We start from the raw sequence: 22,760 nt of genomic DNA on the forward strand, positions 1-22,760 counted from the left end.
AGACCTCACTCTTGCAGGTCTTTGCTGCGAAACTCTCGACCAGATCGGACACTACCTGCATCTTGCTTCGCATGGGCGAACTGACAGCACTTCACGAAGGGCAACTCGCGCACCGTATCGCGCGCCGCTTGGCAGATAAAGCTGACCTCAAGATTGAAGTTCCTCAAGAAGCGGAGTTTGGGGCCGGCATCAGCCTGCTAGTCCCATTTGTTGAGCGGCTCTCAGAGAAGCTAGAGCACCACAAGTTCGTCGTCATCATCGACGAGTTCGATGATCTCGACCCCGGGTTCTATACGGGAGAGCGCGGGCGCCAGTTCATGAAGGGACTGCGTTCCGCTTCGGAGGCCGGCCTGACGTTCTTTTTTGTGGGCAGTGAGAGGATGGATGCAATATTTGAGCGCCATCAGGCGGACCTAAACAAGTGGACGAACGTGCAACGCGACAGGATTGAAAACCGTGCGGACTGCCAAGCATTGATTCGCAAGCCTGTCGAAGGTGCCATTGAATTCGATGCCACGGCTGTTGATTTCATCGTCGACTACACGGCGGGCAACCCGTTCTACATCCACAATTTCTGTTACCAGCTTTTCCAGCGAAGTTTGCAAGAGCATCGAACGTTCATTGACGCAAACGACACCTCTGCGGTACGTCATCAACTGTTTAGGTCCCTGGGCGCTACGAATTTCGCGCACTTGTGGGAAGACAACCCCGTGCTGGACATCCGTGACAAGCGGCGCGAAGCCGCTGAGAACTGCATTGCGCTTGCGTGCATTTCCGCGCTTGGTGGTCGATTCGAGGCCTTTGAGGAGTTGCTTGAGGCCCAGGTAGGCTTGCCCATAGCCACCGAAGACCGAGCAAGCGCGGCCGAGTTGCGAAGGGCATGCGCCAGGTTGCACAAGCGCGGCGTTCTGTCTGAGCGCACTGGCGATGATGACCAAGTCATCTCGTTGCAGATATTCCGAGAGTGGCTTGGTGAGAATGCTCGTTCGAAGCTGATTCCTATCTGGATAAGCCATCGAGAATTGGAGCGTACCGTCCTTGTCGACGACGCGACTCCGACTGCACTTCTAGATGTCGCTGATGCGGCATTTCCCATCAGCGAAGACGATCTGCTGGCTGTGGCTCAGAAGCTGACCTACTGCGGTAAGCAGAAGGACGTTGCTGAGATCAAGCAGTGGCTCCGGCAGTTTGATGACGACACCCGTATTGAAACTGCATATCTGTTGCTGAAGCGCATATCAGAACAAGGGTTCATCACCGAAGGCATGCGCGCCAACATGCTAGCGAAGGTAGACGAGATGATCGTAGCTAGGCGGGTTGCGACTGGCACCGGTACGTGGACGATTGTCAAGAACCGACGGACCAACCTCGCCATCGGATACCTTGATGTTGACCACAAGAGCGGCGCGACCATGGCTCGCGACATGAAGACGCGGATGCAGGCGGGCAAGTGTGCCTCAGCAAGCGACTTGGATACCTGGATGCGCGCCAACGCGGACAAAGAGGGCTTCGTAGCAATCGTAGACGACTTCGCTGGGACGGGGCAGACGCTTGTTGGCGGCCTGAATAAGGCGCGTGCAAAGGTGTCTGCAGAACACTGGGAGCGCTACGTTTCGGAAGGGCGTCTGTGCCTCTTCCTGATGTATGCGTTCCCCGACGCGATAGAGGCAGTCAAAGCTGAGTTTCCTGGAATTCCCGTGCTGGTCGCCCACGTTTTTGGGGACGAGCTAAGGGCCTGCAATGAAGAGGCGGGCATCTTTGACACACCGGGCGAGCGGGCATTCGCGCAGGACATCCTTCAGCAGATTGGGCGCGAACTGTCACCGAGCTACCCGCTCGGACACGGCGACATGGGCGCGCTGATCGTGTTTTACAACACCACGCCAAACAACACGCTGCCGATCTTCTGGTCAGGGGGTACGGTCCAGGAACGGCCATGGAAGCCTTTGTTCCCCCGAACCTGATCACATGGGTCGCTTGGCTTCCTGTATCGGCCTGTGCGTGCTAACTAGAGCCCACCTCGCAGCCTTGGCTAGACAGTCGGGAACGCACACGCTTAGGCTTACATCAACTGCCGCCGCATCTTCCATCCACGCAGGGCTTCCCGTACCACTTTGCTAGCCGACGCGTATTCGCCGTCCTGCACCGCCCGCCGGATGAGCGCGTTTGTTTCGATCGACATGACCACCGCCAACGAAGGTTTTGGTCATGGATGCACTTTCGGTCCGATCCTAACGGCCCTCGAGCGCCAAACTCGCAGCACGCGACCGACCCTCGCCGAGTCTTTAGAACGATCCATTGGCTCTCAAGCGACCGCCAATTCGACGGACAGTTCGGGATGCTTCTCGATGAGTAGCAGCAGCTTCAATGCCGCCCCCGGCGGCGAGAACCGGCCCTGCTCCCAATCGCGCAAAGTAGCCACGGGTGTGCCGATGCGTTCGGCAAAATCGGCCTGCGTCAATCCGGTCTTTTGTCGCGCCTGGCGCACCAGGATTTGCTCAGGGGTGGTCACGCGCCCCATCCCCTCCTTGGCTTCCTTCAATGCCTGGCGCAGGTCAGGCAGCAGCTCGCCCGCATCGGCCTCGATGGCCCTTGCCACGACTTCGATGTCGATCTTCCTGATGCCCACGTCACACCGCCTTTCTGATCTCCGAGGGAGCCATATTCCCGCGCTCCGCCTTGGCGTACACCGCCACCAACAATACGATCTCTTCCTCGGTGAAGTTGAAGTAGATCACCCTTGCTCCGCTCGACTTGCCCGACCCGGCGCGCGCCCAGCGCACTTTCCGCGCACCGTCCGCACCTGGAACCACGTCCCCCGCCAGTGGGTTGGCTGCGATCCAGTCGATGAAGGCCAATCGCTCATCTTCCGACCACACTTTTTCGGCCTGTTTCTGGAAGGTCGGAGTTTCGACAACGATACGCATCGCTCCGCCTGAATTATACGGGAATCCCGTAGTCACGTGAATCTCCGGTTGAAGCCCGAATCTCAAGGTTTGCCCGCATCAGCAAAGGCGATGCATCAAGCACGCCTGGCTGGAGGGCTTGGTGACCTCACGAACTGCAGCACGTTGGCCCCCTCCTGCACAGGCATCCAGCCGGCCTCCAGTTCGTCCAGGAAGTCGGCCCACTGCTGCACCATCGTCTTGCGCTGGACCAGGAAGGTCGTACGGTCGTAGCTACCGCCCAACTCCTCGTCGGACACGTGCGCCAGATGGCGCTCGATGACGTCGGAGTCCCAGCCTAGGTGCTCGCGGATCATGGTGCGGGCGGTGGCACGGAAACCATGGCCGGTGATCTGCTCCTTCGTGTCGTAGCCCATGGTGCGCAGCGCGGCATTGATGGTGTTGTCGCTGATGTAGCGACTTTTCTCTGAGCGGCGCGACATGCTGCGGAAGACCGGACCTGTCGGGCCGGTCAGCGGGTAGAGATCCTGCAGCAGCGCAGTCGCTTGGCGCGGCAATGGCACCAAGTGTGCTGGCGTGCGGACGTCACGTTTCTGCCATTCGCGCAGCTTCATCTTCTCAGGCGGGCATCGCCAGAGTTCGCGGTCGAGGTTGATGTCCTCCCATTCTGCAAGGCGCAGTTGGCCAGGCCGCTGGAAGATCATGGGTGCAAGCCGCAGGGCGCAACGCGTGATAAAGGCGCCGTTGTAGTCGCGAATGTCGCGGAGCAGTTGTCCAAGTTGCCCTGGGTCGGTGATCGCCGCGTAGTGGCGGCTGCGCGGCGATGGAAGACCCCCAGTGCGCTTGTTGACGAAGTTCTTGGCCGGCTCCAGGGCACCAACGTCCACCGCGTACTGGTAGACGTGCTGCACGGCCTCGCGGACGCGCTGCGCAGTCTCCAAGTTGCCGCGGTCCTTGATCCGGTGCAGGCATCGCACGATCTCTGTCGGCGCTATCGAGTCGATGGGCCGATCGCCGACCCAGGGAAAGACATGGATCTCCAGGTGCCGGATGACCTTCTCGGCGTAGCCGTTCGACCACTCACGATCCTTCTTTGCGCCGGCAACCCAGGCACGCGCCAGCAATTCGAAGGTATTCAAGCGCGCGGTTCGTTCCTGCTCTTCCTTCTGCCGACGGACTTCCTTGAGGTCCTGCCCGTCGGCGCGCAGGCTGTTGGCCTCGTAGGCCTTGGCACGGGCCTGTGCAAGCGTCACGGCGGGGTACGGACCCAGTCCGAGTTTTACGGTCTTGCCATCCTTCTCGTAGCGATAGATCCAGGCCTTCCCGGTATCCCGTACGCGCAGGAAGAGGTTGCCCCCGTCGTTGAGGAAGAACTCCTTCGAGCCCGGCTTAATGCCCTTGACCTGCGTTTCGCTCAGCTGTCCCATGATCCCGTACCCCCAGAGGCCGTTTTCGATGAAACGACTCTAGGGTACGGCTCGGGGTACGGGCAAATCGGGGATGTAACGGAACGACCTGAGACGTTCTGAGCGACGATTTGGAGCTAAGTCCTTGTCACACAAACGAAAACGCCTAGTCGGGAGGGACTAGGCGTAGAAGAGATGGTGGCCTGGGACGGAATCGAACCGCCGACACAAGGATTTTCAATCCTCTGCTCTACCGACTGAGCTACCGGGCCTGAGCCTTGAATTATAGCCAGGAAAAACAGCGCTTCAGCGACTCTTCAGTTTTTCTTGCGTGGCCGTCCTCACTTGGGCCGTTAGGCGCGCTTGCCGCGCCCCAGGTCTACGCCCAGCTGGCGCAGCTTGCGGTATAGGTGGGTTCGCTCCAGGCCAGTCTTTTCGGCAACGCGCGTCATGGAGCCGCCTTCCCGGGCCAGGTGGAATTCGAAGTACGCCTTTTCGAAACCATCCCGAGCTTCGCGCAGCGGGCGATCCAGGTCGAAACCTTGGCGCGATTGCGGGCCGGCCGGCTCGGCGGCGACGACTGGTGCGGATGAGGGGCCAGCGTGCACGACTGCGGCTGGCGCCGATGCAGAGCCACTGCTCTCTGCGATGCGGCCGGGCGAATTAGCGGCGGGCGCGAGCGGAGCTTGCGCGGTGCCGGGGGGCGACTGGTTGGCGCTGCGAGCCAGGCCCTGCTCCACGGCCTTGAGCAGCTTTTGCAGCGTGATGGGCTTTTCAAGGAACGAGAATGCGCCGATGCGTGTGGCCTCTACGGCCGTATCGATGGTGGCGTGGCCGCTCATCATGATCACGGGCATGGTCAAGGTGCCGGCTGTGGCCCACTCCTTGAGCAGCGAAACGCCGTCGGTATCGGGCATCCAGATGTCGAGCAGCACCAGGTCGTAGCCGTGCGCCGCACGGGCCGCGCGGGCCTGTGTGGCGTTTTCGGCCAAGTCGACGCTGTGGCCTTCGTCGTTGAGGATTTCGGACAGCAGATCCCGGATGCCCAGTTCGTCGTCCACCACCAGAATGTTTGCCATGTCCTTCAATGCGCCTTGTTTGTGCTGCAGCGTGTTGCTAAATCGCCACCGCGTGTTCAGTCGCGAATGATAGCGAGACTTGTGCCCCCATCACCACACCGTCGTCCATGCGGTTGAGCAGGTCGATGCGTGCGCCATGTTCGTCGGCGATCTTCTTGACCACGGCCAGGCCCAGGCCAGTGCCGCGGGGCTTGGTGGTCACGTAGGGCTCGAAAGCGCGCTGCAGGATGTGCGCCGGAAAGCCGCTTCCGTGGTCCAGCACGGCCAGCCGCACGCGTTTGGATGATTCGCTCCAGCGTGTGGTGATGCGGATGGCCGGCCAGGGTTGTGGGGCGCCGGCCTGCTCGCACGCCTGCTCGGTCGCGTCCTGCGCGTTCTGCAGCAGGTTGTGCACCACTTGCCGCAGCTGCTGTGCGTCGCCGGCAATCGATGGGCCGCGCACGTCCAGATCAGCCTCAACGCGTACGCGAGCGTTCTCTTCGCCGTACAGCTGCAGCACATCGGCGACCAAGGCATTCAAGTCAAGCTGCTGCAGTTCGGCGGCTGGCAGTCGCGCATAGTCCCGGAATTCGTTGACCAGGCGCTTCATGGCGTCCACCTGATCGACGATGGTCTTGACGGACTTGGTGAGCACCGCTTGTTCAGGGCCTGCCAGCTTGCCTGACAGCTTCATCTCTAGTCGCTCGGCCGAAAGTTGGATGGGCGTCAGCGGGTTCTTGATTTCATGCGCCAGCCGGCGGGCGACTTCACCCCAGGCCTGGGCACGCTGGGCCGATACGATTTCAGAGATGTCGTCGAACACCAGCAGTCGAGAAGTGTCAGGCAGCTCAGCCCCGCGTGCGACCAGGCTGGTGCCGTTGGGCACCACGCCGCCGCCGGGCGCGTGCAGCGCGAAGGAATGCTGCCAGTGATCCAGGCTGTGGTGGTCGCGGTCGCCCAGAAAGACGTCGAACTGCGCCTGCACGGCCGCTGCAAACTCTTCCAGGCCAGGCACCTCTGCCATGCGCCGGCCTTCAAAGGCAGCCATGGGCGCGCGCAGGATGCGTGTGGCACCGGGGTTGGACGAGACGATGGTGCCTTGTTCGTCCAGTACGACGACACCGGCGGTCAGGTTGTCCAGAATGGTCTGCAGATTGGCTCGTGATGCATTGACCTCCTCCATGCTCTGCTCGACGGCGCCGCGGGCGTCGGCCAACTGCTGGGTCATCATGGCAAAGGACCGAGTAAGGCCGCTCAGCTCGTCCTTGCTTTGCAATGCGGTCTTGGGGCTCAGGTTCCCGGCCGCCACCTCGCGCACACCTTCGGCCAGCAGCAGCAGCGGCCGCGCCAGCTGATTGCCCAGCAGCACCGCCAGCAGCACGGCGCCAAACACCGCCAGGAACAGGCTGAGCGTGAGCGTGCCGATGTACATGCGCCGCAGCCCGCCACGCGCCAGGGCACGCTCTTGATATTCGCGATTAGCCTCTTGCACCGTGATGGCGTTGGCGACCAGTGCAGACGGCAGCGGCAGCGTCGCTTGCAGGTAGCGCGGCTCGGCCAGCACGCCGACGGTGGGGTTATCCACGGCGACCAGCGCTTTCACTCGCACCTTGTCGGCCCCCGCCGGGTCGACGAGGTCTTCCAGCCCCTCGATCTGGAACGTCAGCCGCTGCTGGCGCGCGTTGCGAAACTGCTGCGAGCTGGGCCGCTCCGGGTTCAGGCTGAAGCGCGATTGCCCGGCGCTGGCCACGAACTGGCCCGACGCACTCCATAGCACGACGTCGTCGGCGCCCAATTGGTCGCGCACGCGCTCCAGCACCAGGCCGGCCGCGGCGTCAGGCACCGATGCGAGCGGGGCGCTGACGGCACGCGTCTTGTTGGCGAGGTCGCTGGCCAGGGTGTCGAGGGTGACGCGCGCCAGGTTCACCCCGGCCAACAGCGCGCCTTCGACCTTCACGTCGAACCAGCTTTCGATCGAGCGCGACACGAACTGGTAAGAAACGCCGTAGATCACCAGCCCGGGAATCAGCCCCACGACCGCGAAAATGCCCGCCAGCTTGACCAGCAGGCGGCTGCCGAAGCGCCCGCGCCTGAGGCGAATGACGAGCCGCACCGACACCCACAACAGGATGGCCAGCAGCAGCAGCGCCACGAACGCATTCACGCCCAGCAGCCACGCATAGTTGCGCTCGTACAGCGCACGGTTGTTGGTGGCCAGCGTCAGCAGGAACATCAGCACCAGGCCGATGGCGCTCATGACGGCGGCACCTACGCCGACCACCCAGCGCACGGCGCGCGCCTGGCGAGCGGCGCGAGATCGAGCGGACGGAGGAGAGCCTTCCGGGGATGGCGTCATCGGGCGGGCTCTGCGACCGTCAGTTCAGCGCTGCGCGACATCGACAGCGACCAGCCCGAACGCCCCATGGCGCCGATCTGGAAAGGCCTGGGCAGCTGCGACATGTCGAGCCTGAACTGGTAGTGCACCACGTGCGGGGTACCTACCTCCAGCGTGCCGGGTTCGGCAATTTTCCAGCGGGCGATGCGCTGCATGGCAGAGATCGCATCGGCCAGCTCTTCAAACGTCTGGCCCAGCGCCACGCCCAGCCCCGTGCCGCTGAAAGGCGCTGCGGACTGGTTCAGGCGCCAGCGCCGTGTCAGGGGCTGGTAGCTGAGCCGCAGATGCCGCACGGCGTGGGCCACGGGCTTGTCGTACCAATACCAGCGCTCGCGCACCACCTCGGCTTCGGCAACGAAGTACATCGAGATGCCCTTGTGAAGCGCCTCTTCGGCCAGCGCGGGTAGCTCGAACTCCATGTAGGCCGAGAGAAAAACACCGTCGGGGTTGGCGTCCAGCTGCAGATCCGCAACGGCGCCAGGCACGGCCGACTGCGCCCGGACGGGCGCCGGGACAGCCAGCCACGTCAGCACGGCTGCCATCAACAGCCCCAGCCACCAGCGCACCAGCGGCCGGCACATGCCGTCAGGCCGGGGCTTTGTGGAGAAGAGCGTAGAAGAATCCGTCGTGGTCACCCGGCGGATTGTCTCGGACGGCGGCGGCCTTGTCCGGTCTGCCGGGAATTAAATGCCCAGGCGACGGCATGAGGCGGGCATCTGTGTTGCGCTGAAGGAACGATCTGACCTGCGCATCGCCCTCTGCACGGAACACCGAGCACGTGCAGTACAGCAGCCGCCCGCCTGGTTTGACCAGCGGCCACAGGGTCGCCAGCAACCGCGCCTGCAAAGCCGCAAGCTGGGGGATGTCAGACGCGCGGCGCAGCCAGCGGACGTCGGGGTGGCGGCGGACGATGCCCGATGCGGTGCAGGGCGCGTCTAGCAAGATGGCGTCGAACCGCTCACCGCCGCTCTGGGGCCACCAGTCGTCCGGCTGGGCGGCATCGGCGATCAGCACCTGCGCTTCCAATTGCAGGCGACGCAATGTGTCGTGGATGCGTTCGGCGCGCGTGGCGTCGATTTCCAGCGCGGTGACATGCCAGGCGGCGCCGGGCGGCTGGCATTCCAGCAGGTGCGCCGTCTTACCGCCAGGGGCGGCACAGGCGTCCAGCACGCGCAGCGGGGCGGACAGATCGAGCCCTTGAAGCAGCAGCGGCGCGGCCTGCTGCGCCGCGGCGTCTTGCACCGACATCACGCCATCGGCGAAGCCGGGCAGTTGCTGCACCGGCTGCGGCTGGTCCAGCTCCACGCCATCGGCACCCACCGCTTTTGCTATTAAATTAATAGCTGAAAGCGCTTGTATATATTGCGCTGGAGTGCTTTTTTGCTTGGAAATCCGCAGTGTCATCGGTGCATGCGCATTGTTGGCACGCAGGATGTGCTCCCAGTCCTGCGGGTGGTCCTTGCGCAGTTGCTCGATCCACCACGTCGGATGGTTCCAACGCGCGACGGGGTCGGCGTCCGTAGCGGCCACGCAGGCGTCGCGCTCGCGCAGGAACCGGCGCAGGCAGGCGTTGACGAAAGCCGCCTGCGCCTTGGTGGCTGGATGGCGCTTGGCGGCCTCTACTGCCTGGTTCACCAGTGTGAAGGGTTCGTACGGCGCTTCATGCGGGTTCCACGCCAGCGCCAGCCCGGTGCACAGCAGCGCGTCGACCGGCGGTGGCGGATTGCGCGGCGCCAGTTGCCGGCGCAGCGCCTGGGCGCGCCCCAAATGGCGCAGCGTCTGGAACAGCAAGGCCTGCACCCCGGGCCGCAGCGCCGGCGCCACCGCCGTGAGCGCCGCCGTGCCCGACTGGCCGGAGCGCACCGCCTGCAGGGCATCGGCCGTGGCGTGCAGCAGCTTCCAGAGCGGCGGGCCGAGCGCGGCCTGGTCGTCAGGGCGCGATGCGGCACCTGCGTGGTCAGTGGTCATGGAAAGCAATCTTCAAAGCAAAGCCATCGTTACAGCGGGCGGGCTTTTTGAAAGCCGAACAGCCACGCCAGAACATTGGCGGGAAATTGTGCGATGGCGCGGTTGTACTGCGCCACGGCGTCGTTGAACTGTTGCCGGGCCACGGCGTTGTGCGCGACATGCTGGTCGCGCCGAATGGACCAAGCTGCCAAGACATCGTCCTGCCTGACCGGTTCGTCGGCGCCCAATGCATCTGCATCCCTGGCTGGCGGCACGCCGCTGGCTGCCGATCGCACCACGGCCTGCCAGGCCGCGTCGAGTACCTGATCGGCGGTGGACAGCGCGGCTGCAGCTTGCGCATCGAGCGGCCGCGAGCGCGCCACGGCCAGCGACGCACCGAACTGTGTCGTCGCCGCCCACAGCGCAGCGCGCGCGTCGGACGGGTCGCGCTCGGGCAACAGGGTGGCTTCGTATTCGCCCAGCATCGTGATCGTGCGCACCAGGTGCGCGTCCAGGCCGCCAAATGCCTGGATAGCGGCAGAGCGCAGGCGCACCAGCCGGTTGTAGGCGCCAACGGCCCAGAACAACATCACGGCCAGAGAAATCCAGGTAGTCAGCATGGCGGCAAGCCTCGCCGCATCTTGCGATCACGGCGTGGCTGAGAAAACAGTATGAAATGAAGCGGCATGGAAGCCGGGGGAGAGTGCCCATAAAAAAGCTCCCGACCTGCCGAATGCCGACAGGGCGGGAGCTTTTACGAGCGGACGGTGAGTCCTGCCGGCTTATTCAGCCGCGGAGCCACCTGTTGCAGCGCCGTCGATCTCGGCAGTTTCTTCGCCGCTGGAGGCACTCAGCTCGGCCGCTTCGGAGTCGGCAATGGCGCGGCGCTCGGCGTCGTCCATGGCGTCCTTGGCCTTGCGTGCCTGGTGGTAGGCCATGCCCGTACCAGCCGGGATCAGGCGACCCACGATCACGTTTTCCTTCAGGCCACGCAGCTCGTCGCGCTTGCCCATGATGGCAGCCTCGGTGAGCACGCGGGTTGTTTCCTGGAACGACGCAGCCGAGATGAACGAGTCGGTGGACAGCGACGCCTTGGTAATCCCCAGCAGCACGTTGGTGTAGGTCGCGGGAATCTTGCCCTCGCCCTGCAGACGTTCGTTGGTGTTGAGGATTTCCGAGCGCTCGACCTGTTCGCCGGCGATGTAGCTGGACTCGCCCGACGCTTCCACCACGACGCGGCGCAGCATCTGGCGAACGATCACCTCGATGTGCTTGTCGTTGATCTTCACGCCTTGCAAGCGGTACACGTCCTGCACTTCATCGACGATGTAGCGCGCCAGCTCTTCGATACCCAGCAAGCGCAGGATGTCCTGCGGATCGGCCGGGCCGTCCACCACGGACTCGCCCTTGTTGACCACCTGGCCTTCGTGCACCAGCACGTTCTTTTCCTTGGGGATCAGTTCGTCCCAGACCTTGCCGTCCGGATCGGTGATCTGCAAGCGCACCTTGCCCTTGGTTTCCTTGCCGAACGACACGGTACCGGTGATCTCGGCCAGCATGCCCTTGTCCTTGGGCGAGCGGGCTTCGAACAGCTCGGCCACGCGGGGCAAACCGCCGGTAATGTCGCGGGTCTTCTGGCCTTCGACCGGAATACGCGCCAACACTTCACCGGGGCCCACGTCCTGGCCGTCGCGCACCTGGATCAGCGAGCCGATCTGGAAGCCGATGGTCACGGAGTGGTCAGTGCCAGGGATCTTCACTTCCTGGCCTTGCGCATCGATCAGCTTGACCTGAGGACGCACCACTTTGGCGGAGCCACGGCGCTTCGGATCGATCACGACCAGCGTGGACAGACCCGTCACATCGTCCACCTGCTTGGCAACGGTGAGGCCTTCCTCGACGTTCTCGAACTTCACCTGACCTGCGAATTCCGTGATGATCGGGCGCGTCAGCGGATCCCAATTGGCGAGGATGGTGCCGGCCTTGACCGTCTGGTCAGCCTTCACCGCCAGCGCGGCGCCGTACGGCACCTTGTGGCGTTCGCGCTCACGGCCGTGCTCGTCATGGATGACGATTTCGCCCGAACGCGCGATGACGACCAGCTCGCCCTTGGTGTTGCTCACGTAACGCATGGTGGCGTTGAAGCTGATCACGCCGTTGGACTTGGCTTCCACGCTCGATGCGATGGCAGCGCGCGAAGCGGCGCCACCGATGTGGAACGTACGCATGGTCAGCTGCGTGCCGGGCTCGCCGATGGACTGGGCAGCGATCACACCGACGGCTTCGCCGAGGTTGATCAAGCCGCCACGGCCCAAGTCGCGGCCATAGCACTTGGCGCACAGGCCATAGCGGGTTTCGCAGGTCAGCGCGGTACGCACCTTCACTTCGTCCACACCAGCGGCTTCCAGCTCTTCGAGCATGTCTTCGTCGAGCACTTCGCCAGCCGTACGCAGCACGGCACGGGTTTCCGGGTGCAGCACTTCTTCGGCCGTGGTGCGACCCAGCACGCGGTCGCGCAGCGATTCGATCACTTCACCGCCTTCGACGATGGCGCGCATCAGCGAACCGTTGGAGGTGCCGCAATCTTCTTCGGTCACCACCAGATCCTGCGTCACATCCACCAGACGGCGGGTGAGGTAGCCGGAGTTGGCGGTCTTCAGCGCCGTGTCGGCCAGACCCTTACGGGCACCGTGGGTGGAGATGAAGTACTCCAGCACGTTCAGACCTTCGCGGAAGTTCGCGGTGATAGGCGTCTCGATGATCGAGCCGTCAGGCTTGGCCATCAGGCCCCGCATGCCGGCCACTTGGCGAATCTGCGCTGCAGAACCCCGGGCACCCGAGTCGGCCATCATGTAGATGGAGTTGAAGGACTCCTGGTCCACTTCGTTGCCGTGGCGGTCGATGACCTTCTCTTTGGAGAGCCGGGCCATCATGACCTTGGAGACTTCGTCGCCGGCCTTGCCCCAGATGTCCACCACCTTGTTGTAACGCTCGCCAGCGGTCACCAGACCGGAGACGTACTGCTGCTGGATCTCCTTCACTTCCTTTTCGGCGCGCTCGATGATGCCGGGCTTTTGCGGCGGCACCAGCATGTCGTCAATGGCGATGGAGATACCGGCACGCGTGGCCAGGCGGAAACCGTTTTGCAGCAGCTTGTCTGCGAACACCACGGTTTCTTTCAGGCCGCACTTGCGGAAGCTCACGTTGATGAGCTTGGAGATTTCCTTCTTCTTCAACGCCTTGTTGATGTTGCTGAAAGGAAGGCCCTTGGGCAGGATTTCGGACAGCAGCGAACGGCCCACGGTGGTTTCCACGAGCTTGGTCTCAGGCACGAACTCGCCCGTAGCTTTGTCCTTGGAATATTCCGTCAGTCGCACGGTAATGCGCGTAGCCAGTTCGACCTCGCTGGCGTCCAGCGCGCGCAGCACTTCACCGGTGTCGGCGAAGACCATGCCTTCGCCCTTGCCGTTGATCTTGTCGCGGGTTGCGTGGTAGAGGCCCAGCACCACGTCTTGCGACGGGACGATGGAGGGCTCGCCGGAAGCGGGGAACAGCACGTTGTTGGAGGCCAGCATCAGTGTGCGGGCTTCCATCTGCGCTTCCACCGACAGCGGCACGTGAACGGCCATCTGGTCACCGTCGAAGTCGGCGTTGAAGGCCGCGCATACGAGTGGGTGCAACTGGATCGCCTTGCCTTCGATCAGGATGGGCTCAAAGGCCTGGATACCCAAACGGTGCAGCGTAGGTGCACGGTTCAGCATCACGGGATGTTCCTTGATGACCTCTTCCAGGATGTCCCAGACCACCGGCGTGCCGGATTCGACTTCCTTCTTGGCAGCCTTGATCGTGGTCGCAATGCCCATGGCTTCCAGGCGCGAGAAGATGAAGGGCTTGAACAGCTCCAGAGCCATCAGCTTCGGCAGGCCGCACTGGTGCAGCTTGAGCGTTGGGCCCACAGTGATCACTGAACGACCGGAGTAGTCCACGCGCTTGCCCAGCAAGTTCTGGCGGAAACGACCCGACTTGCCCTTGATCATGTCGGCCAGCGACTTCAGAGCACGCTTGTTGGCGCCCGTCATGGCCTTGCCACGGCGGCCGTTGTCCAGCAACGAGTCGACGGCTTCCTGCAACATCCGCTTTTCGTTGCGCGCGATGATTTCAGGCGCCTTCAGCTCCAGCAGTCGGCGCAGACGCGAATTGCGGTTGATGACGCGGCGATACAGGTCGTTCAGATCGGAGGTCGCGAAGCGGCCACCGTCCAGCGGCACCAGCGGACGCAGGTCCGGTGGCAGCACAGGCAGCACGTCGAGCACCATCCAGTTGGGCTTGATGCCGGACTTCTTGAACGCTTCCAGCACCTTCAGGCGCTTGGCGTTCTTCTTGACCTTGACTTCGGAGCCGGTCAAGTCGCCACGCAGTTTTTCGATTTCCAGATCGATGTCGATGGATTCGAGCAGGTCCTTGATGCCTTCAGCGCCCATCTTGGCGATGAATTCGTCGCCATATTCCTTGCGCTTCGCGTCGAAGTCGTCCTCGGACATGATCCCGAACTTCTTGAGCGGGGTCATGCCAGGGTCGGTGACTACGTAGGCTTCGAAATACAGCACGCGTTCGATGTCCCGCAGCGTCATGTCGAGCACCAAGCCCAGACGCGACGGCAGCGACTTCAGGAACCAAATGTGCGCGCAGGGCGCGGCCAGATCGATATGGCCCATGCGTTCGCGACGCACCTTGGTCTGCGTGACTTCAACGCCGCACTTCTCGCAGATGACGCCACGGTGCTTCAGGCGCTTGTACTTCCCGCACAGGCACTCGTAATCCTTGATGGGACCGAAGATCTTGGCGCAGAACAAGCCGTCACGCTCGGGCTTGAACGTGCGGTAGTTGATGGTTTCTGGCTTCTTGACTTCGCCGAAAGACCACGAACGGATCTTTTCGGGCGATGCCATGCCGATGCGGATGGCATCGAAATGCTCGTCCGGCGTGAATTGCTTGAACAGGTCGAGTAGTGACTTCATAAACCTAGTCCCTTCGATTAAGAACGTTCAAGTTCGATGTCCAGGCCCAAGGAACGAATTTCCTTGACCAGCACATTGAACGATTCGGGCATCCCTGCCTCGATGGCGTGTTCGCCCTTGACGATGGATTCGTACACCTTGGTGCGGCCCACCACGTCATCGGACTTCACGGTCAGCATTTCTTGCAGCACGTAAGCAGCGCCGTAAGCCTCCAGCGCCCACACTTCCATTTCCCCGAAACGCTGGCCACCGAACTGGGCCTTGCCGCCCAGCGGCTGTTGCGTGACTAGCGAGTACGGGCCGGTGGAGCGCGCATGCATCTTGTCGTCCACCAAATGGTGCAGCTTCAGATAGTGCATGTAGCCGATGGTCGTCGGGCGCTCGAAGCGGTCACCCGTGCGGCCGTCGTACAAGAACGCCTGCGTGCGCGTGGGCGTGAGGCCCTTGCGCTCGGCGATATCGTCCGGGTAGGCGATCTTGAGCATGTCCTTGATCTCTTCTTCCGAAGCACCATCGAACACCGGCGTGGCGTAAGGCACGCCATTCGTCAGGTTGGCCGCCATGGCCATCACCTCATCGTCGCTGAGTTGCTTCAGGTCTTCCGTGCGGCCGCGCGAGTTGTATACCTCTTCGAGGAACTTGCGCATGTCCGCAGCCTTGGCCTGCTCTTGCAGCATGTTGCCGATGCGCTGGCCAATGCCCTTGCCGGCCCAGCCCAAATGCACTTCGAGCACCTGACCGATGTTCATGCGCGAAGGCACGCCCAGCGGGTTCAGCACGATGTCGGCAGGTGTGCCATCAGCCATGTAGGGCATGTCTTCGACCGGAACGATCTTGGACACCACGCCCTTGTTGCCGTGACGGCCGGCCATCTTGTCGCCAGGCTGCAGGCGACGCTTGACGGCCAAGTACACCTTGACCATCTTCAGCACGCCGGCTGGCAGCTCGTCGCCTTGCGTGAGCTTCTTGCGCTTTTCTTCAAAAGCCAGGTCGAAGCTGTGGCGGGTTTGCTCCAGCGAGTTCTTGATGGACTCGAGTTGCGTTGCCACTTCGTCTTCTGCAGGACGGATGTCGAACCAGTGGAACTTCTCGACGGAAGCCAGGTAGGCCTTGTCGAGCTTGGTGCCCTTGCCCAACTTTTGCGGGCCACCGTTGGCCACGCGGCCGGTCAACAGCTTTTCGATACGGTCGAACGCGTCGGCTTCCACGATGCGCAGCTGATCGTTCAGGTCCAGGCGGAAGCGCTTGAGTTCATCGTCGATGATCTGCTGGGCGCGCTTATCGCGCTGGATGCCTTCGCGGGTGAACACCTGCACGTCGATCACGGTGCCTTGCGAGCCTTGATCCACACGCAACGAGGTGTCCTTTACGTCGGACGCCTTTTCGCCGAAGATGGCGCGCAGCAGCTTCTCTTCAGGTGTCAGCGTGGTCTCACCCTTGGGCGTGACTTTGCCTACCAGCGTATCGCCAGGGGACACTTCCGCGCCCACGTAGATGATGCCGGATTCATCCAGACGGTTCAGCTGCTGTTCCGAGAGGTTCGGAATGTCGCGCGTGATTTCTTCCGCACCCAGCTTCGTGTCGCGAGCCATCACTACCAGCTCTTCGATATGGATCGAGGTGTAGCGGTCTTCAGAGACGACACGCTCTGAGATCAGGATCGAATCTTCAAAGTTGTAGCCGTTCCAGGGCATGAACGCGATCAGCATGTTCTGGCCGATGGCGATTTCGCCCAGATCGGTGGAAGCACCGTCGGCGATCACGTCACCCTTGGCCAGCACATCGCCCTTGCTCACGATAGGGCGCTGATGGATGTTGGTGTTCTGGTTGGAACGCTGATATTTGATGAGGTTGTAGATGTCCACACCCACTTCACCGGCCAGGGCTTCCGCGTCATTCACGCGGACCACGATGCGCGTGGCGTCCACGTAGTCCACGATGCCGCCACGGGTGGCGGTGACCACCGTGCCGGAGTCCACAGCGGCGACGCGCTCGATACCGGTGCCGACCATCGGCTTTTCGGGACGCAGCACGGGCACGGCCTGACGCGACATGTTGGCGCCCATCAGTGCGCGGTTGGCATCGTCGTGCTCCAGGAAGGGCACGAGCGAAGCAGCCACCGACACGATCTGCGCAGGCGACACATCCATGTATTGAACACGGTCAGCGCTCAGCAGGGTGGACTCACCCTTTTCACGGGCAGACACGAGGTCGCCCGTCAAGCGGCCGTCCTGATCCAGCGTGGCGTTGGCCTGTGCAATGACGTACTTGCCTTCTTCGATGGCCGACAGGTAATCGATCTGCATCGTTACCTTGCTGTCGACCACCCGGCGGTACGGCGTTTCGATGAAGCCGTATTCGTTCAGGCGGGCGTACAAAGCCAGCGAGTTGATCAGGCCGATATTCGGGCCTTCAGGCGTTTCGATAGGGCAGACGCGGCCGTAATGGGTCACGTGCACGTCGCGCACTTCGAAGCCAGCACGCTCGCGGGTCAAACCACCCGGGCCAAGGGCCGATACGCGGCGCTTGTGGGTGATTTCGGCCAGCGGGTTGGTCTGGTCCATGAACTGAGACAACTGCGACGCACCGAAAAATTCCTTCAGCGCGGCCGAGATCGGCTTGCTGTTGATCAGGTCGTGCGGCATCAGCGGCTCTTGCTCTGCCTGACCCAGACGCTCCTTCACAGCCTTCTCAATACGCGCCAAGCCGGTACGGTACTGGTTTTCGGCCAGCTCGCCCACGCAGCGCACGCGGCGATTGCCCAGGTGATCGATGTCATCGACTTCACCCTTGCCGTTGCGCAGATCCACCAGGATCTTGACCACGGCCAAGATGTCTTCGTTGGACAGCACCATAGGACCGGTCGACTCGTCACGACCAATTTTGGCGTTGAACTTCATACGGCCAACGCGCGACAGGTCGTACGTGTCGGGGTTGTAGAAGAGACGCTGGAACAGGGCCTGCACCGCGTCTTCGGTTGGCGGCTCGCCAGGACGCATCATGCGATAGATGGCCACACGTGCGGCGAATTCGTCTACGGTCTCGTCAATCCGCAGCGTCTGCGAAATGTAGGCGCCTTGGTCGAGTTCGTTCGTGTAGATGACCTGCAGGTCCTGTACGCCGGACGAACGCAGCTTCTTCAGCAGCGCTTCGGTCAGCTCTTCGTTGGACTTGGCTACGATTTCGCCGGTGTCGCCATCAACCACGTTGCGCGCAACGACGCGACCGATCAGGAAGTCTTCAGGAACGCTGATGTGCGTGGTGCCGGATTGCTCCAGCTCACGGGTATGACGCACGGTGATCCGCTTGTCCTTGGCCACGACGACTTTGCCCGACTTGTCGGTGATGTCAAAGCGTGCCACTTCGCCCTTCAGGCGGTCAGCGACAAATTCCATCTGCGCACCACTGTCCATCAGGCGGAAGTTATCGTTGACGAAGAAGTTCGCCAAGATGGACTCTGGATTCAGGCCAATCGCCTTCAGCAAGATCGTCACCGGCATCTTGCGGCGACGGTCCACGCGGAAGTACAGGATGTCTTTCGGATCGAATTCGAAGTCCAGCCAAGAGCCACGGTAAGGAATGATCCGGGCCGAAAACAGCAACTTGCCGGAGCTGTGGGTCTTGCCCTTGTCGTGTTCGAAGAACACACCAGGCGAACGGTGCAGCTGCGAGACGATCACGCGCTCGGTACCGTTGATGATGAAGGAACCCTTGTCGGTCATCAAGGGCACTTCGCCCATGTAGACCTCTTGCTCCTTCACTTCCTTGACCACCTTGGATTGCGACGTGGAAGATTCACGGTCGTAGATGATCAGCTGGACTTTCGCCCGCACTGCGGAGGCGAACGTCAGACCACGGGTCTGGCACTCGCGCACATCGAAAGCGGGTTTCGCCAAGTTGTACTCGACGAACTTCATCTCGACAAAACCATTGTGCGAGACGATAGGGAACGCCGCGTTGAAGGCAGCTTGCAAGCCTTCGATGGTGCGTTTCTGAGGGGCTTTGTCAGACTGCAGGAATGCGGTGTAGGCATCCTTTTGCATCTGCAGCAAGTAAGGCACTTCGAGCACGCTATCGCGGCTGCCGAAACTCTTGCGAATCCGCTTGCGTTCGGTATAGCTGTACGTGGATGTTGGGGCCATGAGATCTCCGGGCAAAGACATGAGTCCTGGGTCTTCGACGACTACTGACCTGCAAGGGCGCATTCCTTGCAAGCTTGGCGGTTGGCCACTACCAACCATGGCGGACGGCGATGCGTTGCACATCACCCGAACCAAGGCGTCTTCTGCTGTCGGGGGGATCAGAAGACACTAGAAAGCGACCGCCGAGGCCGCCGCTTTCTGGTGTGCTCTGGACACATGTTCCATAAGCGCCAAAGGCTGGGAGCCCTTGTGGAGCCCCCAGCCTTGGCAATAAGCCGAATTACTTGAGTTCGGCCTTGGCGCCGGCTTCCACCAGCTTCTTGACTGCTGCTTCGGCGTCGGCCTTAGCGATAGCTTCCTTGACGTTCTTTGGAGCGCCGTCAACCAGATCCTTGGCTTCCTTGAGACCCAGGCCGGTGATTTCACGCACAGCCTTGATGACCGAAACCTTATTGGCGCCAGCTTCGAGCAGCACCACGTTGAATTCAGTCTTCTCTTCAGCAGCTGCAGCGCCGCCGCCACCGCCGCCGGCAGCTGGAGCAGCCATGGCTGCTGCGCTCACGCCAAACTTTTCTTCAATGGCCTTGACCAGGTCATTGAGTTCCAGAACCGTCATGCTGTCCAGCGCGGTCAAGAATGCGTCTTTATCGAATGCCATTTTGATTTCCTAACAATTAGTTGGTTAACTGCCGCGCGCTCAGGCTGCGACTGCTTCGGCTGCAGGCTCGGCCGAGCCTTCGCCCTTCTTTGCCGCCAAGGCGCCCAGCACAATGGCCGTACGCGAAATAGGCGACATCAACAAGCCACACACCTGTGCCAGCAACACTTCCTTGGAAGGGATGTTGGCCAGTTGCTTCACGCCGTTCACGTCCAGGGCCTTACCACCAAAGGCGCCACCACGAATCACCAACTTGTCGTTGGTCTTCGCGAAATCGGCCACCACCTTTGCGGCGGCCACAGCGTCTTCAGAGAAGCCGTAGATCAGAGGACCGGTCATCTGGTCCGCTACCACGTCAAACGCGCTACCGGCCACAGCACGGCGAGCCAGCGTGTTCTTCAGAACACTCAGGTTCACGCCCTTGCTGCGAGCATCGGAACGCAGTTTGGTCATGTCAGCGACCGTGATGCCGCGGTATTCCGCGATCACAAGCGTTTGAGCTTTAGCGGCGAGGCTGGTCACTTCACTGATGACCGCTTCTTTCTCACTGCGATTAAGACTCAAGGTCTACTCCTTAAAATGCGCACTCGGCAAAGGCCTTGTGCACGCTCTTGTTGCAGCGACCAACTGTTCAGGAAATTTCCATCTGCAGCGGGATCGCCATCTGCGTTGGCATCACACGGGGCTTTAAGCGTGACCGACTCACGCACCAACGGTCTTGGATGGCCTGCGACTACCGAAGCAGCCGCAGCCCACCACATCGAACTTGCCCTTAGACCAGTTCGAAGATTTCTTGCAATTACGCTGCGATGGTCTGCGTATCCACTCGGACACCCAGGCCCATCGTGGAAGACACTGCCACCTTGCGCAGGTAGACACCCTTGCTGGTTGCAGGCTTGGCCTTGGTCAGGGCCTCGATCAGTGCAGCCAAGTTGCCCTGCAGCTTGTCGTTGTCAAACGAACGGCGACCAATCGTGCTGTGCACGATGCCAGCCTTGTCGACGCGGAACTGCACTTGACCTGCCTTCGCATTCTTCACAGCGGTAGCGACGTCAGGCGTCACAGTGCCAACCTTGGGGTTAGGCATCAAGCCGCGTGGGCCCAGGATTTGACCCAGGGTACCCACAACACGCATGGCATCCGGGGCAGCAATCACGATGTCGAAAGGCATGTCGCCAGCCTTGACCATGGCAGCCAGGTCGTCCATGCCGACGATGTCAGCGCCAGCGGCCTTGGCTTCTTCAGCCTTGGCACCTTGAGCGAACACAGCCACGCGCGTCGTTTTGCCGGTGCCGTTAGGCAGCACTACAGCACCACGAACAACTTGATCGGACTTCTTGGCATCGATGCCGAGTTGGACAGCCACATCGATGGACTCGTCAAACTTGGCCGTAGCAGCCTCCTTCACCAGCACAACGGCTTCAGCGAATGGGTACAGCTTGACGCTGTCGACCTTGCCTTGCAGGGCTTTTTGTTTCTTGGTCAGCTTGGCCATATTACAAACCCTCCACCGTCACGCCCATCGAGCGTGCAGAGCCAGCCAAAGTGCGCACAGCGGCAGCAACATCAGCAGCGTTCATGTCTTTCATTTTGGTCTTGGCGATTTCTTCGAGCTGTTCGCGCGTGATCTTGCCAACCTTGGTGCTCAACGCATTCGCAGAGCCCTTGTCGAGCTTGATGGCCTTCTTGATCAAAGTCGTCGCAGGCGGCGTCTTGATGATGAAGGTGAAGCTCTTGTCTGCGAAAGCCGTAATGACCACCGGCAGCGGCAGACCTGGCTCAACACCCTGGGTCTGAGCATTGAATGCCTTGCAGAACTCCATGATGTTGAGACCACGTTGACCGAGTGCTGGGCCAATCGGTGGGGATGGGTTGGCCTTACCAGCTGGCACTTGCAGCTTGACAAAACCGACGATTTTTTTCGCCATGGTTTACTCCTTGCGGGTCATAACGCCCAATTGCTTAAGCAATTCAGGCTCCCCGGGATTAACGACTCGTCATCCAAAGTGCTGCACTGAGTCGAAACGCGCAACACCCAAAAACCGAAAATCAGGTTTTTTCGACCTGAGAGAACTCCAACTCCACCGGAGTGGAGCGACCAAAAATCATTACAGAAACGCGAACGCGACTCTTCTCGTAATTAACTTCTTCGACGGAGCCATTGAAGTCCGTGAAAGGACCCTCTTTGACACGCACCAGTTCGCCCACCATGAACTCCACTTTATGGCGCGGCTTTTCTGTGCCTTCCTGCATCTGGCTAACGATCTTCTGAACTTCTTCTTCAGAGATCGGAGCAGGACGGTTTTTTGCCCCACCCACAAAGCCAGTAACCTTGTTCGTATGCTTGACCAAGTGCCACGTATCGTCGTCCATGACCATCTCGACAAAAACGTAGCCTGGAAACAAGCGACGTTCAGTCGTCTTTCGCTGACCGTTTTTCATCTCCACCACTTCTTCGGTGGGGACGAGGATGCGGCCAAACTTGTCCGTCATGCCTGCACGGCCGATACGCTCCACGATGTTGCGCTCTACGGCCTTTTCCATTCCGGAATAAGCGTGGACGATGTACCAACGCAGATCAGGGTTGGCAGATGCCGTATTTTTGAGATCGCCAGCTTCGCCGACTTCCACAGCATCTGTCATTACTTTCTCCATCCCAAGACCAAGTCATACAAAACCCACTCAAGAGTTTTGTCCGTAAACCACAGGAATAGCGCCATGATCACCACGAAAACGAACACGTACGCCGTCATCTGCAGTGTCTCTTTGCGGGTTGGCCACACCACCTTCTTGACTTCGCGCCATGCGTCTCGGGCAAAGCCGATGAACTGCTTGCCAGGCTCCGACACAAGAAAAACGCCGACCGCAGCAGCTAGCCCCAACAACAACGCAATCCATTGAACTAGCGCGCCCTGTTTGGCAAGCAAATAAAATCCGCCAATCGACGCGATCACCAGCAAAACAACGGCCACAAGCTTTGCCTTGTCCGCACCGGTACTAACAGTTTCAACTTGTGTAGTGGCCATATCCGACTATTTTCTTACTTCGACTTTCGACATCCAGAAGACGCCGAAGCCCGCCAGAGTCTGGCGGGCTTTTTTGTTGCCACTTCAGATGGCAGGGGCAGTAGGAATCGAACCTACAACCTTCGGTTTTGGAGACCGACGCTCTGCCAATTGAGCTATACCCCTTCGTCTCTCAATTAAGCAATGACCTTAGCCACGACGCCG

At 61.1% G+C, this 22,760-nt stretch carries 17 protein-coding genes, 2 tRNA genes and 1 pseudogene; 1 reads left to right on the forward strand and 19 read right to left on the reverse strand.

The genetic code is table 11. The features are described 5' to 3' along the window. A pseudogene (locus tag RQI28_RS19390) lies at positions 1-1,964 on the forward strand (hypothetical protein); the annotation flags it as partial. Positions 1,965-2,062: 98 nt separating this feature from the next. On the opposite strand, the gene RQI28_RS19395 reads toward RQI28_RS19390, so the two are convergent. From RQI28_RS19395 to RQI28_RS19485, 19 genes are all read right to left on the reverse strand, one after another. Continuing rightward, positions 2,063-2,182: a type II toxin-antitoxin system ParD family antitoxin gene (locus RQI28_RS19395; protein ID WP_311224295.1), complete on the reverse strand. Its 120-nt coding sequence runs from the start codon at positions 2,180-2,182 to the stop codon at positions 2,063-2,065. A 123-nt stretch (positions 2,183-2,305) separates the two neighbouring features. Continuing rightward, the gene (locus RQI28_RS19400; RefSeq protein ID WP_311224296.1) at positions 2,306-2,629 is read right to left on the reverse strand and encodes a helix-turn-helix domain-containing protein; all 324 of its coding nucleotides are present in this window, start codon (positions 2,627-2,629) and stop codon (positions 2,306-2,308) included. Between the two features lies 1 nt (position 2,630). Continuing rightward, a complete protein-coding gene (locus RQI28_RS19405) occupies positions 2,631-2,927 on the reverse strand; it encodes a DNA-binding protein (RefSeq protein WP_311224297.1) in 297 nt (98 codons plus the stop codon). Between the two features lie 95 nt (positions 2,928-3,022). After that, the gene (locus tag RQI28_RS19410; RefSeq protein WP_311224298.1) at positions 3,023-4,333 is read right to left on the reverse strand and encodes a phage integrase central domain-containing protein; all 1,311 of its coding nucleotides are present in this window, start codon (positions 4,331-4,333) and stop codon (positions 3,023-3,025) included. A gap of 175 nt (positions 4,334-4,508) precedes the next feature. Continuing rightward, positions 4,509-4,584: transfer RNA gene (locus tag RQI28_RS19415), tRNA-Phe, on the reverse strand. 81 nt (positions 4,585-4,665) lie between these two features. Next, positions 4,666-5,391, reverse strand: coding sequence for a response regulator (locus RQI28_RS19420; protein WP_311224299.1), 726 nt, complete (start codon positions 5,389-5,391; stop codon positions 4,666-4,668). Positions 5,392-5,428: 37 nt separating this feature from the next. Next, entirely contained in the window at positions 5,429-7,726 is a 2,298-nt protein-coding gene (locus RQI28_RS19425) for an ATP-binding protein (RefSeq protein WP_311224300.1), read from the reverse strand. After that, complete coding sequence (locus tag RQI28_RS19430) at positions 7,723-8,346, reverse strand: DUF4390 domain-containing protein (RefSeq protein ID WP_311231114.1); 624 nt, start codon at positions 8,344-8,346, stop codon at positions 7,723-7,725. The genes RQI28_RS19425 and RQI28_RS19430 overlap by 4 nt, the downstream gene beginning before the upstream one ends. A gap of 4 nt (positions 8,347-8,350) precedes the next feature. Next, complete coding sequence (gene rsmB, locus RQI28_RS19435) at positions 8,351-9,733, reverse strand: 16S rRNA (cytosine(967)-C(5))-methyltransferase RsmB (RefSeq protein ID WP_311224301.1); 1,383 nt, start codon at positions 9,731-9,733, stop codon at positions 8,351-8,353. A gap of 29 nt (positions 9,734-9,762) precedes the next feature. Next, complete coding sequence (locus tag RQI28_RS19440; RefSeq protein ID WP_311224302.1) at positions 9,763-10,332, reverse strand: LemA family protein; 570 nt, start codon at positions 10,330-10,332, stop codon at positions 9,763-9,765. Between the two features lie 162 nt (positions 10,333-10,494). Beyond that, positions 10,495-14,730, reverse strand: a complete 4,236-nt coding sequence (gene rpoC, locus RQI28_RS19445) for a DNA-directed RNA polymerase subunit beta' (RefSeq protein ID WP_311224303.1) — start codon at positions 14,728-14,730, stop codon at positions 10,495-10,497. A 17-nt stretch (positions 14,731-14,747) separates the two neighbouring features. Then, entirely contained in the window at positions 14,748-18,872 is a 4,125-nt protein-coding gene (gene rpoB, locus RQI28_RS19450; protein ID WP_311224304.1) for a DNA-directed RNA polymerase subunit beta, read from the reverse strand. A gap of 280 nt (positions 18,873-19,152) precedes the next feature. Then, positions 19,153-19,530 (reverse strand): 50S ribosomal protein L7/L12, encoded by a 378-nt coding sequence (rplL, locus tag RQI28_RS19455; RefSeq protein WP_311224305.1) that lies wholly within the window; start codon positions 19,528-19,530, stop codon positions 19,153-19,155. Positions 19,531-19,569: 39 nt separating this feature from the next. Continuing rightward, on the reverse strand, positions 19,570-20,094 hold the full coding sequence (rplJ, locus tag RQI28_RS19460) for a 50S ribosomal protein L10 (protein ID WP_311224306.1): 525 nt from the start codon (positions 20,092-20,094) through the stop codon (positions 19,570-19,572). A gap of 235 nt (positions 20,095-20,329) precedes the next feature. Continuing rightward, complete coding sequence (rplA, locus tag RQI28_RS19465) at positions 20,330-21,025, reverse strand: 50S ribosomal protein L1 (protein WP_311224307.1); 696 nt, start codon at positions 21,023-21,025, stop codon at positions 20,330-20,332. Between the two features lies 1 nt (position 21,026). Next, on the reverse strand, positions 21,027-21,458 hold the full coding sequence (rplK, locus tag RQI28_RS19470; RefSeq protein WP_311224308.1) for a 50S ribosomal protein L11: 432 nt from the start codon (positions 21,456-21,458) through the stop codon (positions 21,027-21,029). A gap of 121 nt (positions 21,459-21,579) precedes the next feature. Beyond that, positions 21,580-22,173 (reverse strand): transcription termination/antitermination protein NusG, encoded by a 594-nt coding sequence (nusG, locus tag RQI28_RS19475; protein ID WP_311224309.1) that lies wholly within the window; start codon positions 22,171-22,173, stop codon positions 21,580-21,582. Continuing rightward, the gene (secE, locus tag RQI28_RS19480; protein ID WP_311224310.1) at positions 22,173-22,556 is read right to left on the reverse strand and encodes a preprotein translocase subunit SecE; all 384 of its coding nucleotides are present in this window, start codon (positions 22,554-22,556) and stop codon (positions 22,173-22,175) included. Before secE ends, nusG begins: the two co-directional genes overlap by 1 nt. An 89-nt stretch (positions 22,557-22,645) precedes the next feature. Next, a tRNA-Trp gene (locus RQI28_RS19485) sits at positions 22,646-22,721 on the reverse strand. Positions 22,722-22,760 lie beyond the last annotated feature (39 nt).

The organism is Acidovorax sp. WCS2018Noco2-16 (genome assembly GCF_031843945.1).
Taxonomy (GTDB): domain Bacteria; phylum Pseudomonadota; class Gammaproteobacteria; order Burkholderiales; family Burkholderiaceae_C; genus Paracidovorax.

What these genes read in the sequence shown, in the direction of transcription:
- nusG (WP_311224309.1), bottom strand. Translation starts at nt 22,173, where the DNA reads ATGACAGATGCTGTGGAAGTCGGCGAAGCTGGCGATCTCAAAAATACG.
- rpoB (WP_311224304.1), bottom strand. Translation starts at nt 18,872, where the DNA reads ATGGCCCCAACATCCACGTACAGCTATACCGAACGCAAGCGGATTCGC.
- rsmB (WP_311224301.1), bottom strand. Translation starts at nt 9,733, where the DNA reads ATGACCACTGACCACGCAGGTGCCGCATCGCGCCCTGACGACCAGGCC.
- RQI28_RS19425 (WP_311224300.1), bottom strand. Translation starts at nt 7,726, where the DNA reads ATGACGCCATCCCCGGAAGGCTCTCCTCCGTCCGCTCGATCTCGCGCC.
- RQI28_RS19405 (WP_311224297.1), bottom strand. Translation starts at nt 2,927, where the DNA reads ATGCGTATCGTTGTCGAAACTCCGACCTTCCAGAAACAGGCCGAAAAA.
- rpoC (WP_311224303.1), bottom strand. Translation starts at nt 14,730, where the DNA reads ATGAAGTCACTACTCGACCTGTTCAAGCAATTCACGCCGGACGAGCAT.
- RQI28_RS19430 (WP_311231114.1), bottom strand. Translation starts at nt 8,346, where the DNA reads ATGTGCCGGCCGCTGGTGCGCTGGTGGCTGGGGCTGTTGATGGCAGCC.
- secE (WP_311224310.1), bottom strand. Translation starts at nt 22,556, where the DNA reads ATGGCCACTACACAAGTTGAAACTGTTAGTACCGGTGCGGACAAGGCA.
- RQI28_RS19395 (WP_311224295.1), bottom strand. Translation starts at nt 2,182, where the DNA reads ATGTCGATCGAAACAAACGCGCTCATCCGGCGGGCGGTGCAGGACGGC.
- RQI28_RS19410 (WP_311224298.1), bottom strand. Translation starts at nt 4,333, where the DNA reads ATGGGACAGCTGAGCGAAACGCAGGTCAAGGGCATTAAGCCGGGCTCG.
- RQI28_RS19440 (WP_311224302.1), bottom strand. Translation starts at nt 10,332, where the DNA reads ATGCTGACTACCTGGATTTCTCTGGCCGTGATGTTGTTCTGGGCCGTT.
- rplA (WP_311224307.1), bottom strand. Translation starts at nt 21,025, where the DNA reads ATGGCCAAGCTGACCAAGAAACAAAAAGCCCTGCAAGGCAAGGTCGAC.
- rplL (WP_311224305.1), bottom strand. Translation starts at nt 19,530, where the DNA reads ATGGCATTCGATAAAGACGCATTCTTGACCGCGCTGGACAGCATGACG.
- RQI28_RS19420 (WP_311224299.1), bottom strand. Translation starts at nt 5,391, where the DNA reads ATGGCAAACATTCTGGTGGTGGACGACGAACTGGGCATCCGGGATCTG.
- rplK (WP_311224308.1), bottom strand. Translation starts at nt 21,458, where the DNA reads ATGGCGAAAAAAATCGTCGGTTTTGTCAAGCTGCAAGTGCCAGCTGGT.